At 73.5% G+C, this 18246-nt stretch carries 18 protein-coding genes; 4 read left to right on the forward strand and 14 right to left on the reverse strand.

Annotated features, from left to right (window positions below; genetic code table 11):
• Both panC and AB4Z02_RS16215 read right to left on the reverse strand, forming a co-directional pair.
• Complete coding sequence (gene panC / locus AB4Z02_RS16210; protein WP_056883194.1) at positions 1-951, reverse strand: pantoate--beta-alanine ligase; 951 nt, start codon at positions 949-951, stop codon at positions 1-3.
• Positions 952-1848, reverse strand: coding sequence for a Rossmann-like and DUF2520 domain-containing protein (locus tag AB4Z02_RS16215; protein WP_441972228.1), 897 nt, complete (start codon positions 1846-1848; stop codon positions 952-954).
• 42 nt (positions 1849-1890) lie between these two features.
• On the opposite strand from AB4Z02_RS16215, the gene AB4Z02_RS16220 reads away from it, so the two are divergent.
• Positions 1891-2835, forward strand: a complete 945-nt coding sequence (locus AB4Z02_RS16220; protein ID WP_441972230.1) for an SAM-dependent methyltransferase — start codon at positions 1891-1893, stop codon at positions 2833-2835.
• Here AB4Z02_RS16220 and AB4Z02_RS16225 read toward each other — a convergent pair.
• Positions 2819-4042: a cytochrome P450 gene (locus AB4Z02_RS16225; RefSeq protein WP_441972232.1), complete on the reverse strand. Its 1224-nt coding sequence runs from the start codon at positions 4040-4042 to the stop codon at positions 2819-2821. The two genes, AB4Z02_RS16220 and AB4Z02_RS16225, sit on opposite strands and share 17 nt — an antisense overlap.
• 96 nt (positions 4043-4138) lie before the next feature.
• Here AB4Z02_RS16225 and AB4Z02_RS16230 point away from each other — a divergent pair, with 96 nt between their 5' ends.
• Both AB4Z02_RS16230 and AB4Z02_RS16235 read left to right on the forward strand, forming a co-directional pair.
• A complete protein-coding gene (locus AB4Z02_RS16230) occupies positions 4139-4741 on the forward strand; it encodes a hypothetical protein (protein ID WP_441972233.1) in 603 nt (200 codons plus the stop codon).
• Positions 4742-4750: 9 nt separating this feature from the next.
• On the forward strand, positions 4751-5923 hold the full coding sequence (locus AB4Z02_RS16235; RefSeq protein WP_441972234.1) for an NADH-quinone oxidoreductase subunit D: 1173 nt from the start codon (positions 4751-4753) through the stop codon (positions 5921-5923).
• 23 nt (positions 5924-5946) lie between these two features.
• On the opposite strand, the gene AB4Z02_RS16240 is transcribed toward AB4Z02_RS16235, so the two are convergent.
• From AB4Z02_RS16240 to AB4Z02_RS16285, 10 genes are all read right to left on the reverse strand, one after another.
• Entirely contained in the window at positions 5947-6417 is a 471-nt protein-coding gene (locus AB4Z02_RS16240; RefSeq protein WP_162253896.1) for a DUF3180 domain-containing protein, read from the reverse strand.
• Positions 6414-7298: a 2-amino-4-hydroxy-6-hydroxymethyldihydropteridine diphosphokinase gene (gene folK / locus AB4Z02_RS16245; protein WP_441972236.1), complete on the reverse strand. Its 885-nt coding sequence runs from the start codon at positions 7296-7298 to the stop codon at positions 6414-6416. Before folK ends, AB4Z02_RS16240 begins: the two co-directional genes overlap by 4 nt.
• 5 nt (positions 7299-7303) lie before the next feature.
• Positions 7304-8158, reverse strand: a complete 855-nt coding sequence (gene folP / locus AB4Z02_RS16250) for a dihydropteroate synthase (protein ID WP_441972255.1) — start codon at positions 8156-8158, stop codon at positions 7304-7306.
• Positions 8159-8205: 47 nt separating this feature from the next.
• Positions 8206-10005: a phosphatidylglycerol lysyltransferase domain-containing protein gene (locus tag AB4Z02_RS16255; RefSeq protein ID WP_441972238.1), complete on the reverse strand. Its 1800-nt coding sequence runs from the start codon at positions 10003-10005 to the stop codon at positions 8206-8208.
• Positions 10002-10595: a GTP cyclohydrolase I FolE gene (gene folE / locus AB4Z02_RS16260; protein WP_056883187.1), complete on the reverse strand. Its 594-nt coding sequence runs from the start codon at positions 10593-10595 to the stop codon at positions 10002-10004. The genes AB4Z02_RS16255 and folE overlap by 4 nt, the downstream gene beginning before the upstream one ends.
• Complete coding sequence (gene ftsH, locus AB4Z02_RS16265) at positions 10585-12678, reverse strand: ATP-dependent zinc metalloprotease FtsH (RefSeq protein WP_441972240.1); 2094 nt, start codon at positions 12676-12678, stop codon at positions 10585-10587. Before ftsH ends, folE begins: the two co-directional genes overlap by 11 nt.
• 212 nt (positions 12679-12890) lie before the next feature.
• Positions 12891-13442 carry a hypoxanthine phosphoribosyltransferase gene (gene hpt / locus AB4Z02_RS16270; RefSeq protein WP_441972242.1) on the reverse strand — a complete coding sequence of 184 codons (552 nt, stop codon included), beginning with the start codon at positions 13440-13442 and terminating at the stop codon, positions 12891-12893.
• A 61-nt stretch (positions 13443-13503) separates the two neighbouring features.
• Positions 13504-14496, reverse strand: coding sequence for a tRNA lysidine(34) synthetase TilS (gene tilS / locus AB4Z02_RS16275; protein WP_441972244.1), 993 nt, complete (start codon positions 14494-14496; stop codon positions 13504-13506).
• A 1-nt stretch (position 14497) separates the two neighbouring features.
• Positions 14498-15562 carry a zinc-dependent metalloprotease gene (locus AB4Z02_RS16280; RefSeq protein WP_441972245.1) on the reverse strand — a complete coding sequence of 355 codons (1065 nt, stop codon included), beginning with the start codon at positions 15560-15562 and terminating at the stop codon, positions 14498-14500.
• 14 nt (positions 15563-15576) lie between these two features.
• The gene (locus AB4Z02_RS16285; RefSeq protein WP_441972247.1) at positions 15577-17025 is read right to left on the reverse strand and encodes a D-alanyl-D-alanine carboxypeptidase/D-alanyl-D-alanine-endopeptidase; all 1449 of its coding nucleotides are present in this window, start codon (positions 17023-17025) and stop codon (positions 15577-15579) included.
• Positions 17026-17117: 92 nt separating this feature from the next.
• On the opposite strand from AB4Z02_RS16285, the gene AB4Z02_RS16290 reads away from it, so the two are divergent.
• Positions 17118-17675, forward strand: a complete 558-nt coding sequence (locus AB4Z02_RS16290) for an inorganic diphosphatase (RefSeq protein WP_056883181.1) — start codon at positions 17118-17120, stop codon at positions 17673-17675.
• Between the two features lie 95 nt (positions 17676-17770).
• Here AB4Z02_RS16290 and AB4Z02_RS16295 read toward each other — a convergent pair.
• Positions 17771-18246 (reverse strand): C40 family peptidase (locus AB4Z02_RS16295; protein WP_441972249.1); only part of this gene is annotated, 476 nt, incomplete at its 5' end.

The raw sequence follows: 18246 nt of genomic DNA on the forward strand, positions 1-18246 counted from the left end.
TCAGGCGGTGGCGGTGTAGACGTCCGAGAAGACCTCGAGCGCCCGGCCGCCGGGCCCGACGAGCAGGGGCAGGTTGTCGATGAGTCGGGTGGTGCCGACCCGGCCCGCGACGGCGAGCAGGGCCTCTCCGCGGTACCACTCGGGGACGTCCTCGAGGGTCGACGGGTGCACGAGGACCAGGTAGTCCACCAGCGCTAGCGGCTCGCGGACGAGGACGGCACGGGCGGCGCGCCGGATGGCCGAGGGCCCCTCTGCGGCGGCAGCAGCGCCGGCGCGAAGGGCCTTGCTCAGGCAGAGGGCGACCTCGCGGTCGGACTCGGTGAGGTAGGTGTTGCGGCTGCTCATCGCGAGGCCGTCGGCCTCGCGGACGGTCGGCACGGAGACCACGTCGACCGGGAAGTCGAGGTCGCGCACCATACGGCGGATGAGCAGCAGCTGCTGGGCGTCCTTCTGGCCGAAGTAGGCGCTGTCGGCGCCGGTGAGGTGCAGCAGCTTGGCGACGACGGTGAGCATGCCGTCGAAGTGGCCGGGTCGCGCCTGCCCCTCGAGCACGGTGCCGAGCGGCCCCGCGGAGATCCGCACGCCCGGGTCGCCGTCCTGGTAGATCACGTCGGGGGTGGGCGCGAACACGAGGTCGACGCCGGCGGCCCGGCAGATCTCCATGTCGGAGTCGAAGGTCCGGGGGTAGCGGGACAGGTCCTCGCGCGGGCCGAACTGCAGCGGGTTGAGGAAGATCGTCACCACGACGTGGGCGGCCTTGCGCCGGGCGGTCTCGATGAGGGTCGCGTGCCCCTCGTGCAGGGCCCCCATGGTCATGACGACCGCGACGTCACCCCCGGTGAGGCTGGCGCGCGCGGTGCGCAGCTCGTCGCGGGTACGCGCGACCGCGGGGCCCGAGGTCCCGGGGACGGGGTCGGCACCGTCGGCGCTGACGGGGCGGGGGTGGCTCACTCAGTGCTCCTGATCGCTCGCGAGGATGTCCAGCAGTGGCGCCGCGGCGTGCGCGCGCAGGCGTCCGCTGGCCAGGGCCCGCTCGGCCGTCGCCCGCGCGAGCGCCACGTAGGTCGGCCGGATGTCGGGGGTGAGGCTCTGCAGTTGTCGCAGGTGCTCGGCCACCGTACCGGCATCCCCCCGCGCCACGGGGCCGGTGAGGGCAGCGTCACCTGCACGCAGGGCGTTGTCGAGCGCCGCGGCCACGAGGGGCCCGAGGACCCGTGACGGGTGCTCCACGCCGGCGGCGGCCAGGGCCTGGAGCGACTGGGCGACGAGGGTCACCAGGTGGTTCGCGCCGTGGGCGAGGGCCGCGTGGTAGAGCGGGCGCATCTCCTGCTCCACCCAGACCGGCTCCGAGCCGATCTCGAGGACGAGCGCCTCCGCCACCGGGCGCAGCGGCTCGGGCGCGGTCACGCCGAAGCAGCAGTCGGCCAGCCGGTCGAGGTCGAGCGCGGTCCCGGTGAACGTCATCGCCGGGTGCAGAGCCAGCCCGAGCACGTGCTGCTCGCGGGCGGCGTCGAAGACCTCGAGCCCGTGCCGGCCCGAGGTGTGCACGACGAGCTGACCCGCCTGCCAGACCCCGGTGCTCGCAAGCCCGGCCACGAGGTCGGCCAGCGCATCGTCCGGCACGGCCAGGAGGACGAGCTCGGCACGCCGTACGACGTCCTCGACGGGCAGGAGAGGCACCCCGGGGAGCAGCACCTCGGCCCGGTCCCGGGAGGCGTCGCTGACGCCCGAGGCGGCGACCACCTTGTGGCCCGCACGCCGCAGGGCGGCGCCCAGCACCGCGCCGACGCGGCCGCTCCCGACCACGCCGACGTCCAGCCGCGCGGGTCGCTCGTCCGCCGAAGTCACGCGAGCACGCTACCCCCTGCGCCGGTGGCTACCGTGGCGCCCATGGAGCGCGTGGAGTGGCAGCAGGCGTGGCAGGCAGCGCTCTACGGACCGCACGGCTTCTACCGCGACGAGCGTGGCCCGGCCGGGCACTTCACGACCGCGACCCACGGGCGAACCGGCGCGGTCCTCGCCGGCGCCCTGGTCGCCCTCGCCCGGGAGAACGGCCTGACCCGGGTCGTCGACGTCGGCGCCGGACGTGGGGAGCTGCTCACGCACCTGTACGCCGCGGCGCCGGACCTGCGCCTCACCGGCGTCGACGTCGTCGACCGCCCCGCCGGGCTGCCGGCGGCCTGCGACTGGGTCCGGTCCGGCGGCGGCGCCGAGCTGCCCGGCTCCCTCACCGGCCTCGAGGACGCGCTGGTCGTCGCGCACGAGTGGCTCGACGTGGTCCCGTGCGCCGTCGCCGCCGTGGACGACGACAGCGTCCTGCGGCACCTCGAGGTGGACCCGGCAGCGGGGGTGGAGGAGCTGGGGCGCCCCGTCGACGGCGCGGAGCTCGAGTGGGCGCGGCGGCACTGGCCGGCCACCAGCCCGGGTGACCGGGTCGAGGTGGGGCTGAGCCGCGACGACGCCTGGGCCGACCTGCTGGGGCGGCTGCACCGCGGTGTGGCGGTGGCCGTCGACTACGGGCACCGGGCGGGTGGGCGGCCCCCGGGCGGCACGCTCGCGGCATACCGGGAGGGACGGACGGTCACCCCGGTGCCCGACGGCACGTGCGACCTCACCGCCCACGTCGCGATGGACACCCTCGACCACGACGAGCTGCTCGACCAGCGGGCCGCCCTGCGGCGGCTCGGCGTGGACGGCGCGACGCCGCCGCACGACCTCGCGCTGCGCGACCCCGGCGCCTACCTGCGTGCGCTGGAGCAGTCGTCGGCGGCGGCGTTGCTGACCGCGCCGGGCGGGTTCGGCGACTTCCTCTGGGCGGTCAAGCGGGTCGGCTGACCGGCGCCACCACGAGCCGTTCGAACCCGCGCAGCACGAAGGTCGGACGACGCTGCGCCTCGACGACCTCGAGGGCCGGGTACCGAGCCATCAGGGTCCGCAGCGACACCTCCAGCTCGAGCCGGGCCAGCGGGGCGCCGATGCAGAAGTGGATGCCGGCACCGAAGGCCAGGTGCGGGTTGGGGTCGCGGGTCGGGTCGAACCGGTCGGGGTCGGTGAAGACGGCCGGGTCGCGGTTGGCGGCTCCGAGCAGCGCCGCGACCTTGTCGCCGGGTTGCAGGTCGACACCCGCCACCGTGGCGGGTTCCTTGGCCGTGCGCTCGAAGAGGTGCAACGGGCTGTCGTGGCGCAGGAGCTCCTCGACCAGCCGGGCGCGCGCCGCAGGATCGGCCACGTCGACGGCGGGGCGTTCCGGCGCGGTGAGCCACGAGTGCAGCCCGTTGCCGAACCCGTTGACGCTCGCCTCGTGGCCGGCGTTGAGCAGCAGGACGGCAGTGGCGACCAGCTCGTGGGAGGACAGCCGGTCGCTGCCGTCGCGGGCCTGGACGAGGTCACTCAGCAGGTCCTCGCCGGGAGCGGCGGCCCGGTCGGCAGCGAGCTGCTCGACGTACGCGGCGAACTCGGCGGCCGCCTGCCGCGCCTGCGCCTCCACCTCCGGCGTCCGGTCGACCTCGTACATCCTCACGATCGCCTGGCTCCACGGCCGCAGGTGGTGCCGGTCGGCCTCGGGCACCCCGAGCAGCTCGGCGATGACGAGCACCGGCAACGGCTCGGCATACCCGGCCAGCACGTCGAACTCGCCGTCAGGCAGGTCGGCGAGCAACCCGGCCGCGAGCTCCTCGATGCGGGGCGCGAGCCGCTGCACGTGGCCCCGCCCGAACGCCCCGGCAACGAGCCGCCGCAGCCTCGTGTGCTTGGGCGGCTCGCTGTCGAGGATGGAGTCGGCGTGCAGCCAGTTGAAGGTGTCCCAGTCGTCCGCCGGTGTGCGGGCCGAGAACAGGCGGCCCAGGCGCCGGTCGCGCAGGACGGCCCCGGCCTCGGCGTGCCCGGTGGCGAGCCAGGTGCCCATCCCGCTGTGCCAGGCCAGCGGGGCCACGGCCCTCAGGGCGGCGAGGTGCGGGTACGGGTCGGCGACGACCGCAGGGTCGCCCAGGTCGAGCAGGTCGGCGGCATCGACCGGGGGGTCGGACGGGTTCTTCGGGGGCACGGAGGAAGCCTGCCGCAGCGCCACGGGTTTTGTCAGTCACGGCGGCGCGGGCAGACTGTGGGGTTGCTGACTCCTCGAAAGGACCCTCCTGTCCCCATGAAGCACCAGCTCCCCCGCATGACCAACCGCCGCGCCGCCTCCCTCACGACCACCCTCGCCGCGGCCACCGCGACCCTGGCCACCCTCGCGACTGCGGGCTGTGGTGGCGGCGCCCCGTCCGGCGGACCGGTGACCGTCACCGTGACCCCGACCGTCACTGCCGGCGGCGCCTCCTCCAGCTCCTCGAAGCCCGCCGCCCCCGAGGCCCCCACCAGCGACGACAAGGGCCGCGGCTACGACTACGGCACCGTGGCCAAGGTCAGCGAGGTGGCCGGCGTGAGCGTCATCGAGCTCGACCGGTGGACCTGGAAGAAGCTCGACGACGCGAAGCTCGCGAAGCAGGGCGTGCCGCTGACACCGTTCAAGGGCGCGGTCCCCTACGAGAACCAGAACGCCAAGATCACCTTCACGATCCCGGTCGCCGACGGTGCACGGATCCTCTACCACCACTGCGTCGCAGCCGACCAGCCGCTGCAGACGCGGTCGACCGACGCCAAGGGCCTCGTGGGCCTGGCGGCTCGCGAGAGCACCGTCCTGGTCAAGCTCGACGACCAGGGCCGGCTCGTCGCTGCGGACAACATCCCGGGCTGCCCCGGCTAGCCTGCAGGCATGACGACCACCGGCGACCAGCGCGAGCTCACCGTCGGCCTCGGCGCCGGCGGCCTCGCCACCGCCGACATGGTCCTCAACATCGGCCCGCAGCACCCCGCCACGCACGGCGTCCTGCGGCTGCGCATCGTCGTCGACGGGGAGCGCATCGTGGCGGCCGAGCCGGTCGTCGGCTACATGCACCGCGGCGCGGAGAAGCTGTTCGAGGTGCGCGACTACCGGCAGATCGTCGTGCTCGCCAACCGCCACGACTGGCTGTCGGCGTTCTCCAACGAGCTCGGGGTCGTGCTCGGCGTGGAGCAGATGCTCGGCATGGAGGTGCCCGAGCGCGCGGTCTGGGCCCGCACCCTGCTGGCGGAGCTCAACCGGGTGCTCAACCACCTGATGTTCCTCGGCTCCTACCCGCTCGAGCTCGGCGCGATCACCCCGATCTTCTACGCGTTCCGCGAGCGCGAGGAGCTGCAGGCCGTCATGGAGGAGGCCTCGGGCGGCCGGATGCACTACATGTTCAACCGCGTCGGCGGCCTCAAGGAGGACCTGCCCGCGGGCTGGCTCGACCGAGTGGCGCACGCGCTCGCCGCCGTGCGGGGGCGCCTCCCCGACCTCGAGTCACTCATCGTCGGCAACGAGATCCTCGAGGCCCGTACCCGCGGCGTCGGGGTGCTCTCCACCGAGACCATTGCGGCGTATGGGGTCTCGGGCCCCATCGCGCGCGGCTCCGGTGTCGACCTGGACCTCCGTCGGGACGAGCCCTACCTGGCCTACGGCGAGCTGTTCGCCCCGGGCGGCCCGGGCCGGGTCGTGACGCGCTCGGCCGGTGACTGCCTGTCGCGTCTCGAGGTGCTGCTCGAGCAGGTGCACGTCAGCCTCGACCTCGCCGACGCCTGCCTCGACCGGTTGCGGACGCTCCCCCGCGGCCCGGTCAACGTCAAGCTGCCCAAGGTGCTCAAGGTGCCCGAGGGCGACCTCTACACGGCCACGGAGAACCCGCTCGGGTTCAACGGCTACTACCTCGTCTCCCGGGGCGAGAAGACCCCGTGGCGGCTGAAGCTGCGGTCGGCGTCGTTCAACAATGTCGCGGTGCTGGCCGAGGTGCTCCCCGGCAACCTCATCGCCGACATGGTCGCGATCCTGGGCTCGATGTTCTTCGTCGTCGGCGACGTCGACAAGTAGCCGCTGCCGCCCGCAGGACGGGGTCAGTCCTCGTCGCCGCGGTCGGGCGGCTCGACCCGGCACATGCGCTGGGTGACCATGCCCGCGACGGTGAGCAGTGCGGCGGACGCGCACAGTGCCAGCAAGCGCCACAGCAGCTCGTGGTAGCCGGCGAAGTCGAGGTCGGCGAGCGCGTGGGCGACCTGCGCGAGGTACCAACCCAGAACCCCGGCGCCGGTGAGCGCCGCCGCCTGCGCGAGGACGAGCGTCCGGGCTGCGCGGATGGGGCTCAACGGACGGGTCGACTCACCGCGCAGGAACCGCCGCACCGGCAGCCCCGCCGCCACCACGAGCACCGCCATGATGACGATGAGCAGCGACGAGACCCAGGACGCGGGGCCGAGCAGGTTGCCGCTGCCCGCGAGGTAAATCCGCCACCCGATCCACGACAGCGCAGCCACCACGACGGTGATGCCCGCCAGCTGCGACCAGCGCAGGCCGTGGCCCTCGTTCACCACGGGCCCTCCAGCAGGTCGACGTCGGGGCCGGGGCGCACGCCCGAGGTGTCCAGCGTGGAGACGAGGTCGGCCACCCGGCGCACCGTCCCGTCGACGCGCAGCACGGCCTCGGGCTCGGCCTGCAGCCACGGCACCAGGACGAAGGCCCGCTCGTGGGCCCGCGGGTGCGGCAGCGTCAGCGTCGCGGAGTCCATGACCACGTCGGTGTCGAACACGGGGTCGCCGTACTGCACGAGGTCGAGGTCGAGCGTCCGTGGGCCCCAGTGCACCTCGCGGGTGCGGCCGTGCGCGCGCTCGATGTCGTGCAGCCCGGCGAGCAGCGAGGACGGGGCGAGGTGGGTCGTGCCGGTGACGACGGCGTTGAGGTAGGGCGGCTGGTCCGGTCCGCCGACCGGGTCGGTCTCCACCAGGGAAGAGACCTCGACGATGTCGAGCAGGGCGAAGAGGGCGACCGTCGCGTCGTGGAGGGTCTCGACCGACTCGCCGAGGTTGGAGCCGAGCGCAACCACGACCGGCGCCTGCCGCTCGCGCACGACGCGCACCTGCACGTCGGTGAACGGGTGCCCCACCGGGGCCTGCGGCTTGTGGACCACGACCTCGACCGCCTCGACGAGCGGACGGGCCAGCACGCGGTCTGCGATCCGGGCGGCGAGGGCCTCGATGAGGTCGAGCGGCTCGCCCTGCACGAGGGCGACCACGTCGCCGGCGACCTCGGCGTAGTTGACGGTGTCGGCGAGGTCGTCGCTGGCACCCGCGGGGGCGAGGTCGACCTGCATGGTCACGTCGACGACGAACGTCTGCCCGTCCCGCTTCTCGAAGTCGAGCACCCCGTGGTGCCCCACCGCCGAGATCCCCTTGAGCACGATCTGGTCGGACACAGCCGTCATCCTCCGTCGGTGGTGCGGTCGGTGGTGCGGTCGGTGGTGCGGTCGGTGGTGCTTTCGGTGGCGTGCTCGATGGCGGCGGTGGCCCGCAACGCATCGAGGGTGGACGGCACGTGGTGCACCCGTACGCCCCACGCGCCCGAGCGCGCGGCGTGGACCGACGTCGCCGCCGTGGCGACGTCGCGCTCCGCGGGCGGTCTCGACGCCTCGCCGTCGGCCAGCCCCAGCCTGCCGAGGAACGTCTTGCGCGAGGTGCCGACGAGCACCGGGTGCCCGAGGTCGAGGACCCGGTCGAGGTGGCGCAGCAGCAGCCAGTTGTGGTGGGCGAGCTTGGCGAACCCGAACCCCGGGTCGAGGACCAGCCGGTCGGCGTCGACGCCGGCGTCCATGATCACCCTGGCGCGCTCGGCGAGCTCGGCGCAGACCTCCGCGACCACGTCCTCGTAGACGGCCCGCGACTGCATGTCGGTGCTGTGCCCGCGCCAGTGCATGGCGATGTAGGGCGCACCCGTCCGGGCGACGACGCCCACCATCGCGTCATCGGCGAGGCCGCCGGACACGTCGTTGACGACGGCAGCGCCCGCCCGCAGGGCCTGCTCGGCGACCTGCGCCCTCATGGTGTCGACGGAGACCGCCACCCCCTGGTGTGACAGCGCCTCGACGACGGGCAGCACCCGGCGCAGCTCCTCCTCCACACTCGGCCGCTGGGCGCCCGGCCGGGTGGACTCGCCGCCCACGTCGACGAGGTCCGCGCCCTGGGCGACGAGCTCGAGGCCGTGCGCGATGGCAGCGGACGGCTCGAACCACTCGCCGCCGTCGCTGAAGGAGTCGGGGGTGACGTTGACGACGCCCATCACCACGGGCAGTCCGTCGTCGCGGCGCAGCGGCCAGCCGGGCCGGCTCACGTGTGGCCCCCGAACCAGCGCAGCCTCGGCCAGGTGAGGAACGCCTCGGCCTCCAGGGCAGCGAACCCGACGCGCGGCAGGTCGCCGGCGGCGGGGTACACGAGGAAGCGCGGCTGCCACGCCGGCTGGAACTTGGCGTTGAACCGGTACAGGCTCTCGATCTGCAGCCACCGCGAGGCGAACAGGAGCACGCGGCGCCACAGCCGCAGGACCGGGCCGGCGCCGAGCTTCTCCCCGCGCTCGAGGGCAGAGCGGAAGGCGGCGAAGTTGAGGGAGACCCGGCGCACGCCGAGCCCCTTGGCCGCCTGCAGGGCCTCGACGATCATCAGCTCGTTGACGCCACCCTCGGCGGTGGAGTCGCGACGCATGACGTCCAGGGACATGCCGTCGGCACCCCAGGGGACGAACTGCAGGAACGCGCGCACCACCCCATCCTGCCGTGCCGCGACGAAGACGCAGTCGGGGTCGGAGTCGTCGAGCAGTCGCCCGAGCGCCATGGAGAACCCACGCTCGGTGGCCGAGGACCGCCAGGCCGCCGCGTCGGCGAGCGCGGTCGCCCGCACGGAGGTGTCGACGTCGCGCACCCGGTCCACGTCGACCGTGTACCCGGCGCGGGCGATGCGCCCGACCATCTGGCGAACGTTGCGCATCGGCCGGCCCTGGAGGGTGAACTCGGTGGTGTCGACGACCGCCTCGTCGCCGAGCTCGAGCGCCGAGAAGCCCGTCTCGCGCACCCACACCGTGCCGGCGTACTCGGAGCAGCCGAGGACCGCGGGGGTCCAGGCGTGCTCCTGCGCCTCATCGAGGAACGCGGAGATCGCGCCCGGCCACGCCTCGGGGTCGCCGATGGGGTCGCCACTGGCGAGCATCACCCCGGAGACCACCCGGTAGGCGATCGCCGACTTCCCGGTGGCCGACCAGACGAGGCTCTTGTCGCGGCGGGTGTTGAAGTAGGCAAGGGAGTCGGCGTGCCGGGCCATCAGCTCGCGCACGCGCTGCTCCTCGTCCTCGCCCACCTGCGGCAGCGGCTCGGGGCTGCGCAGGGCGAGGTAGGCCGGGGTCAGCAGCGTCATCAGGCCCAGGCCGAGCAGCAGCGACCCCACGACGTCGTTGGACCGGTCGCGGGTGAACACGAGCGGCCCGGTGGCGCCGACCATGCCGTAGGCCAGCTCGCGGACCAGGTCGCCCAGACCCGGGAACCCGCCGACGGTGTCGCGGCGGTTGAGCCAGATGACCAGGGTGCCCGCGACGAGCGACACGGCGAGCAGGGCGAAGAACAGGCGCACGGCGCGCCAGCGGGTGGAGGGGTCGCCGAGGGCCCGGAACTCGTCGCGGTGCCGCACCAGCAGCACGAGGCCTGCAGCGGCGACGAGGGCGGCGACGGGCTCGGGCTTGACGACGTGCAGCACCACCGAGAGGCCGAGCAGGGCCACGGCGGCTCGCCACGCACGCCGCTTGCGACGCTTGAGGGAGTGGCCGAGCAGGACGAGGAACACGCCGGAGACCACGGTGGCCGCCGCAGCGGCGTCGGTGAGGGCGCCGGGGAGGATCTCGGTGACCCCGTGCAGCCGCAGTCGCCAGGTGTGCAGCAGCCCCGTGAGCAGGTCGACCGCCCCGACGAGGTAGGTCAGGGTGCCGAGCAGCCGGGGGATGCCGGGCGCGGCGAGGAACGTCGGCAAGGTGGCGGCGGGCCTGGCGACCGGCCGGTGGCCGGCAGCGGGTTCGGAGCCGACAGGGGTCTTGGAGCTGGTGCTCTGCTCGGGTCTGGTGGGGCGCGTGGAACCGCGTCCGCTCACCGCTTGCCACCGAGCAGCAGCGCCATGGCCTCGGCGCGGGTCGCCGGGTCGCGCAGCTGGCCGCGCACGGCCGAGGTGATGGTCCTCGAGCCGGGCTTGCGGATGCCCCGCATGGACATGCACAGGTGCTCGCACTCGATGACCACGATGACGCCCTGGGCTCCCACGTGCTCGACGAGGGCGTCGGCCACCTGGGTCGTGAGCCGCTCCTGGACCTGCGGGCGGCGGGCGTAGACCTCGACCAGCCTGGCCAGCTTGGACAGGCCGGTGACGCGCCCGTCCTTGGCCGGGATGTACCCCACGTGGGCGACGCCGTGGAACGGCACGAGGTGGTGCTCGCACATGCTGTAGACCTCGATGTCGCGCACGAGGATCATCTCCTCGTGCGCGATCTCGAAGGTCTTGGACAGCACCTCGGCCGCGTCGATGCGCAGGCCGGCGAAGAACTCGCCGTACGCCCGCGCGACCCGGGCCGGGGTCTCGACGAGGCCGTCGCGGTCGGGGTCCTCCCCTATGGCGAGCAGCAGCTCACGCACCGCGGCCTCGGCCCGGGCGTGGTCGACCACGTGCGCCCGGCCGTCAGTGCTCATTCGGGGAGACCTGGCCACCTTCGGGGACCTCGATGACCTGCGTGGGCGGGTGCTCCTCGGCCGCCTTCGGCGTGCCCGCCTCGGCCGCCCGGTCGATCGCCTCGGCGGTCTGGCGGTCCGAGCCTGCGGACTCCAGGCCGTGGGAGCCGTTCTGGGCCGCCCGCTCGGCGGGGGTCAGCACCGGCGGCTGGTCGGACAGGAACCGGGTCTCGCTCGAGAGCCAGGTGGGCCGCAGCGGGCGCTTGCGCACCGGCTCGAAGATCACGGCCAGCTCCTTGGCGTTGAGCGTCTCGTGCTCGAGCAGGTCGAGGACGAGCCGGTCGAGGATGTCGCGGTTGTCGTTGATGACGTGCCACGCCTCGTCGTGCGCGTGCTCGATGAGGGAGCGCACCTCGGTGTCGACGACGCTGGCGATCTCCTCGCTGTAGTCGCGCTGGTGGCCCATGTCGCGGCCGAGGAAGACCTCGCCCTGGCTCTGGCCCAGCTTGATCGCGCCGACGCGCTCGCTCATGCCGTACTCGGTGACCATCTTGCGGGCCATCGCGGTGGCCTTCTCGATGTCGTTGGCGGCGCCGGTGGTGGGGTCGTGGAAGACGACCTCCTCGGCGACGCGGCCGCCGAGGGCGTAGGCGAGCTGGTCGAGGATCTCGTTGCGAGTGGTGGAGTACTTGTCGTCGGTCGGCATGACCATCGTGTAGCCGAGCGCGCGGCCGCGGGGCAGGATCGTCACCTTGGTGACGGGGTCCAGGTGGTTCATCGCCGAGGCGACCAGGGCGTGGCCGGCCTCGTGGTAGGCCGTGATCTTGCGCTCCTTGGCGGACATGATCCGGGTGCGCTTCTGCGGGCCTGCGATGACGCGGTCGATGGCCTCGTCGAGCGCGGCGTCGTCGATGAGCTTGCCGTCACTGCGGGCGGTGAGCAGCGCCGCCTCGTTGAGGACGTTGGCGAGGTCGGCACCGGTGAACCCGGGCGTGCGACGGGCGACGGCCAGCAGGTCGACGCCGGCAGCCATCGGCTTGCCCTGTGAGTGGACCTCGAGGATGCGGTGGCGGCCGATCATGTCGGGTGCCTCGACGGCGATCTGGCGGTCGAAGCGGCCGGGGCGCAGCAGCGCCGGGTCGAGGATGTCGGGGCGGTTGGTGGCGGCGATGAGGATGACGTTGGTCTTGACGTCGAACCCGTCCATCTCCACGAGCAGCTGGTTGAGGGTCTGCTCGCGCTCGTCGTGGCCACCGCCCAGGCCGGCGCCGCGGTGGCGGCCGACGGCGTCGATCTCGTCGACGAACACGATCGCGGGGGCATTGGCCTTGGCCTGCTCGAACAGGTCGCGGACGCGGGAGGCACCGACACCGACGAACATCTCGACGAAGTCCGAGCCGGAGATCGAGTAGAACGGCACGCCGGCCTCACCGGCGACCGCGCGGGCCAGCAGGGTCTTGCCGGTGCCGGGAGGACCGTAGAGCAGGACGCCCTTGGGGATCTTGGCGCCGACGGCCAGGAACTTCGACGGCTCGGAGAGGAACTCCTTGATCTCGTGGAGCTCCTCGACGGCCTCGTCGACCCCGGCGACGTCGGAGAAGGTGACCTTCGGGGTGTCCTTGGAGGCGAGCTTGGCCTTGGACTTGCCGAACTGCATGACGCGCGAGCCGCCGCCCTGCATCTGGGTCATGAGGAACCAGAACAGGCCCAGCAGGATGATGATCGGCAGCAGCGACCCGAGCAGGGCGACGAAGGGGTTGGTGCCCTTGTTGTCCTGGTTGAAGCCACCGGGAGGCGGGTTGTCGGCGACCAGCTTGACGAAACCGGGGCCGGCGGCCTCGACGTACTCGGTCCGGACCTTGGTCGCGCCCTTGATGTTCTTGCCGTCGGAGTAGGTCTGACCACTCTTGAGGTCGATGTCCACGACCTCGTTGTTGGTGATCGTGACCTTCTCGACCTTCTTCTGCGTGATGAGCTGCTCGGCCGCAGAGGTGTCGATGCGGGTGTAGCCACCGGCGTCGCTGAGGCTGAAGACCATCAGCGTGATCGCGATGACCGCGACGACCCAGAACAACGGGGCCCGAAGGATGCGCTTGAAATCCATGTGTGTAGCGGGGCTGGCCGCCCCGTGCCTCCTGCTCGATCACGCTGTGTGCCGCGGCCCGGGTCGGGGAGCGGTCCCACCACGACGGTACTACGGAGGTGCCGGCGTGGTTCGTGCTGGACAACGACGCGGAGGAGCCCCGTGTTCCGCCCCGCCCGCGTCCCTTCCGCGTGGTGGACGCGCCGGCGCGCGGCGGCGTACGCCGTGGAGGGTCAGGCGTAGACGTGCGGGGCGAGGGTGCCGACGACGCGCAGGTTGCGGTAGCGCTCGGCGTAGTCGAGGCCGTAGCCGACGACGAACTCGTTGGCGATGTCGAACCCGACCCACCGGACGTCGATCTCGACCTTGGCGGCCTCGGGCTTGCGCAGCAGGGTGCAGATCTCCACGGAGGCGGGCGAGCGCGACTCCAGGTTGGACTTGATCCACGACAGGGTCAGGCCCGAGTCGACGATGTCCTCGACGATGAGCACGTGCTTGCCGGTGATGTCGGTGTCGAGGTCCTTGAGGATCCGCACGACGCCGGAGGACTTGGTGCCCGAGCCGTAGGAGGACACGGCCATCCAGTCGACGGGAGCCGTGCCCGGCAGCGCGCGCGACAGGTCGGCCATGACCATCACCGCGCCCTTGAGCACGCCCACGAGCAGCAGGTCCTTGCCCTCGTACTCGGTCCAGACCTCGGCCGCCAGCTCCTCGAGCCGGGCGTGGATCTCCTCCTCGGTGATGAGGACCTTCTCCAGATCGGCTCCCATGTGGGCAGCGTCCACGGCTCTTCTCCTGGTGACGAATCGGGTGGTGCGTGAGCGGGGTGCGGTTGGGCCTGCGGGGCTATTCAACCGGAGCGGGCGCGGCGATGGGTACCCGGATGGACACCCGGCCGTCGACGCGGGTGGCGCGCAGGCCCCCGGGCAGGCTCACCGGGCCCTGGCCGTGCCACCGGGTGAGCAGGGCGTCGCAGGCGTCGGTGTGCCGGGTGCTGAGCCGGCCGGCCGGGGCGCCGGCCACGACGGCGAGCCGCCGCCACACCCGCGTGCGCACCGGCCGCGGGGTGGCGAGGAGCCCGGCGACGTCCCAGGGACCGGCGCCGAGGGCCGCCGCCGCCTCGTCCGCGAGCGCGTCGAGCAGGTCGGTGTCCTCGCGCAGGTGGTCTGCGGTGCGGGCCAGTGCTGCGGCGACCCCCGGCCCGAGGTCGCGCTCGAGGTCGAGCAGGGCCCGGCGGGCGCGCACGCGCGTGTAGGCGGGGTCCTCGTTCATCGGGTCCTCCCACCACTGCAGGCCCTCCGCCCGGCAGGACGCCCGGGTCTGCTCCCGGGTGACCCCGAGCAGCGGCCGCACGTGGTGGCCGCGGACACGCGGCATACCGGCCAGGGACCGGCCACCGGCGCCGCGGACCAGCCCGAGCAGCACCTGCTCGGCCTGGTCGTCGAGGGTGTGTCCCAGCAGGACGCGCGTGGCGCCGAGCCTGCCCGCGGCCTCGTCGAGCGCGGCGTACCGGGCCGACCTCGCCGCTGCTTCGGGACCGCCGGCCGCCGGGTCCACCTCCACGGTGGCGACCTCGACCGGGTCGAGGCCGAGGTCGCGGCACGCCTGCGCCGCCCGCTGCGCCACGGCGGCGGAGCCCGGCTGGAGGCCGTGGTCGACCACGACCGCGCCGGAGCGCAGGGCCAGCGCGGGCACCTCGAAGGCGGTGGCAGCCGCCAGGGCCAGGGAGTCGGCGCCCCCGCTCACGGCGACCAGCACGAGGTCGCCGGGACCGCACTCCTGCAGCGCGCGGCGGACAGCCAGGCGCGTCGCCGCGGTGGCCGGGTGCGGCCCGGTCACGTCAGCCGTGGACCCGGGCGACCCACGCCGCCGGCTTCTCGATCTCGGCCGGCTTGGGCAGCGTCTCGGGGGACTCCCAGACCCGGTTGAACCCGTCGGTGCCCACGGCGGCGGTGACCTCACGGACGAACACCGCTCCGTCGCGGTACTGGCGCATCTTGGCCTCGAGGCCGAGCAGTCGGCGCAGCACGCGGTCGAAGGCACCGACGCCCTTGCGCCGCTCGTTGAAGCGCTGGCGGATGTGGGCCACGCTCGGGATGACCTGCGGACCGACCTCGTCCATGACGACGTCGGCGTGGCCCTCGAGCAGGGACATGACGGCGGTGACCTCGGCCAGGCGCTCGCGCTGCTCGGGTGTCGCGATGAGCTCGGTGATGCCCGCGCCTCCGCTGCGCACCGCGTCGGGGAGCTGGTGGACGACCCGCTGGAGCGTCTCCTGCATCGTCTCCGGGTCGGGCACGAGGTCGGTGGCGAGGGTGCGCACCCGCTCGACCATGTGGTTGCGCAGCCACGGCACCGCGGTGAACTGCACCCGGTGGGTCTCCTCGTGCATGCAGACCCACAGCCGGAAGTCGCTGGGGTCCAGGCCCAGCTCGCGCTCGACCTGCACGAGGTTGGGCGCGACGAGCAGCAGCTGGGGCGTGCCGTCGGGCGCCAGGTCGTACTGGCCCAGCACCTTGCCGGCCATGAAGGCGAGCATGGCGCCGGCCTCGGCGCCGGTGACCCGGCCACCGACGGCCTTGGCGAGGTCGCCGGGGGCCTTCTTCTGCTTGTCGATCAGGGTGCCGAAGACGGGGTCCATGAGGGCCGACATCGAGTCGGCGTTGAGGGCGATCCAGGTCGGCCGGTCGACGACCAGGGCGCCCGGAGCGTCACCGGGGGCGTGCATCCGCGCGGTGTCGGCGACGGGCTGGCGTGCCCGCCTGGCCGCCTCGCGCACCTCGGCCACCACGGAGGCGGCCTCGGCCGCCGTCACGCTGGGCCCCGCGGGCACGAGCCGGGAGCCGGTCGCCTTCGCGAACTCCCAGTCGACGTAGCGGGTGGTCGACTGTCGAGGCACGGTCATCCCCTCACGGTAGGTCAGCGGCAGCCGCAGGTCGCGAGCGCAGCCACGAAGCGGTCCAACGTCGCCCTCGCCGCCAGCGTTCCGACCCCGGCCGGGATCCGGTCGGCCTGGACGACGTAGGACAGCACGCGACCGTCGGCGTCGATGACCGTGCCGGCCATCGCGCTCGCACCGGTCAGGGTGCCCGTCTTGGCCCGGGCGATGCCGGCGGCGGGGCGCGTCAGAGTGGTCGTGAACCGGTCGTGCAGCGTGCCGGTGAGACCGGCGACGGGCAGGCCGGCCACCGTCTCCTGCATCGCCGGGACGGAGCCGTCCGCGCCGAGCTGCAGGACGTCGGACAGCACACGCGGCGAGACCAGCTGGCCCGGGGAGAGCCCGCTGGTGTCCTTGATGGTCGACCCGGCGAGGTCGACGCCGTGGGCGGCGGCGACCTTCTCCACGAGGGCGACGGCCGAGGCGAAGGTGGCGGCTCCCCCGGCCTTGACGGCGGCCTGCCGCGCCAGGCCCTCGGTGAGCGCGTTGTCGCTCTCGTCGAGGGCCAGGGCGAGGACGTCGCCGATGGGCGCCGACTCGACCCTGCCGAGCTCGAGGGCCCCTGCAGCCACCGGCGCGCTCCAGGTCCGCTCCGGCGTCAGCCTGGCCGTGATGCCCTGCTTGGCCAGCGCCGCCACGAACGCCGCGGCGGTGGACGCCTCGGGGTCGCGCGGGGCCGGGTGGCCGGGAACGGCCCGCTCACCGGCCAGGCCCAGCATCGATACACCCCCGGTGTAGCCGGCCGTCACGTCGGCCGGGAGCCACGTGGGGGCGTACCGGGGTCCGCGGGCGTGGCTCAGGTCGAGGCGCAGGGTGATGGTGGTCGTGCCCGAGGCCTGCAGCGCCGTGGCGACCTGGGCGGCGAGGTCGGCGAGGCCGGCGCGCCCCTCGACCGCACCGGCCCGGCCCTTGCCGGGCGCCAGCATGGTGTCGCCGCCCGCGACGAGCACGAGCTGGCCGGCCGTGGCGCCCTGGACCACCGTCGTCGGCATCGTCGCCGCCGGGTCGAGGGTGGTGTCCACCGCGAGGGCCGTCAGGAGCTTGAGGGTGGACGCCGGAACGTGCTCGCGGTCCACTCCCCGCTGCAGCAGGACCTGCCCGGTGAACGCGTCCCTCACCAGGACCCCCGGGGACGGGCCGAGCGACGGCTGGCGCAGGACGGCCGCCAGTGCGGCAGCCACACCCTTGGCCGACGGGATGGGCGCGCCCGCCGATGCCGGTGCGAGCGGCTGGGCGCCCGAGTCCATCGTCGGGACCACGACGGCGGGGTCGGTGGCCGTGGGCGTCGGAGAGCTGCCCGCGGGCGCGGTGCCGCTGTTGCTGCGGGGCGCGCGTGTCAGGAACCCCGGCACGAGGTCGTAGACGTCGAGCGCGCCGTAGCCGACCACCAGCACCAGCACGGCGACCGCCGCGGCGAGGAAGCGACGCACTCGACCCCCTCGGCGCTGGACTTGCGTCATACGGAACACTTGGGCGCGAGCCTAGGTCATAGGCGCGCGCACCAACGGAAGGGACCAGCGTCGTGGAGTTCGACGTCACCATCGAGATCCCGCAGGGACATCGCAACAAGTACGAGGTCGACCACGAGACGGGCCGCATCCGCCTCGACCGGCTGCTGTTCACCTCCACCCGCTACCCCGCCGACTACGGCTACGTCGAGGACAGCCTCGGCGAGGACAGCGACCCGCTCGACGCCCTGGTGCTGCTCGAGGAGCCGACGTTCCCCGGGTGCCTGGTGCGCGCCCGTCCCATCGGCATGTTCCACATGCGCGACGAGGCCGGCGGCGACGACAAGATCCTGTGCGTGCCGGCCGGCGACCCCCGCCAGGCCCACATCACCGACCTCGAGCAGGTCAGCAGCTTCGACCGCCTCGAGATCCAGCACTTCTTCGAGACCTACAAGGACCTCGAGCCCGGCAAGTCCGTCGAGGGCGCCCACTGGGCGGGCCGCGAGGAGGCCGAGCGCGTCGTGCGCGAGGCCATCGACCGCGCCAAGGCTGCCGGCATGACCACGGCGCGCTGGCGCATGCCGGACACCATGGCCGAGCCGATGTCCGAGGCCCAGCCGCCGACGGAGTGACCCACCGGGGCCTCACCGCCCCCGTGCACCGTTGAGCCCCTGGACGACTCTGGTCGTCCGGGGGCTCCCTGGTTGGGGGCTGTCGGGCCTCGGGGCTACGGGCGGCCGCCGTAGGGCAGCAGGTCGGAGCGGTAGATGGACGCGTACCGGACGTTGGCTCCGGCGTGCGGTGCCTCGATCATCTGGTCACCGCCGACGTAGAGGCCGACGTGGTGGCTGGACTCGCCCGAGCTGCCGTAGAAGACGAGGTCACCGGGCTGCAGCTCGCTGATGGCGACGCGGCTCGTCTCGCCCCACTGGGCGCCGGTGTAGTGCGAGAGGTTGACGCCGGCCTGCTGCCACGCGCGCATCGTCAGGCCGGAGCAGTCGAAGCTGTCCGGACCCTCGGCGCCCCACAGGTAGGGCTTGCCGACCTGGGCGCGGGCGTAGGCGAGGACGGCCGACACGCCACCGTTCGAGGACGGCGGGGGCGGGGTGGGCGTCGGGTCGGCCGGGCGCGGCTTCGGCCGGGGCTGGGGCCTCGGCTGCGGCTTGTTCTGGGCAGCGGCCTTCTGGGCGGCCTCGGCGGCGG

It is taken from the genome of Pedococcus sp. 2YAF34 (assembly GCF_052114585.1).
Taxonomy (GTDB): Bacteria; Actinomycetota; Actinomycetes; order Actinomycetales; family Dermatophilaceae; genus Pedococcus.

Bases quoted from the DNA above. Each gene is read 5' to 3' on its own strand.
- AB4Z02_RS16220 (WP_441972230.1), top strand. From the start codon at position 1,891: ATGGAGCGCGTGGAGTGGCAGCAGGCGTGGCAGGCAGCGCTCTACGGA.
- AB4Z02_RS16230 (WP_441972233.1), top strand. From the start codon at position 4,139: ATGAAGCACCAGCTCCCCCGCATGACCAACCGCCGCGCCGCCTCCCTC.
- AB4Z02_RS16235 (WP_441972234.1), top strand. From the start codon at position 4,751: ATGACGACCACCGGCGACCAGCGCGAGCTCACCGTCGGCCTCGGCGCC.
- folP (WP_441972255.1), bottom strand. From the start codon at position 8,158: ATGGGCGTCGTCAACGTCACCCCCGACTCCTTCAGCGACGGCGGCGAG.
- folE (WP_056883187.1), bottom strand. From the start codon at position 10,595: ATGAGCACTGACGGCCGGGCGCACGTGGTCGACCACGCCCGGGCCGAG.
- ftsH (WP_441972240.1), bottom strand. From the start codon at position 12,678: ATGGATTTCAAGCGCATCCTTCGGGCCCCGTTGTTCTGGGTCGTCGCG.
- AB4Z02_RS16280 (WP_441972245.1), bottom strand. From the start codon at position 15,562: ATGACCGTGCCTCGACAGTCGACCACCCGCTACGTCGACTGGGAGTTC.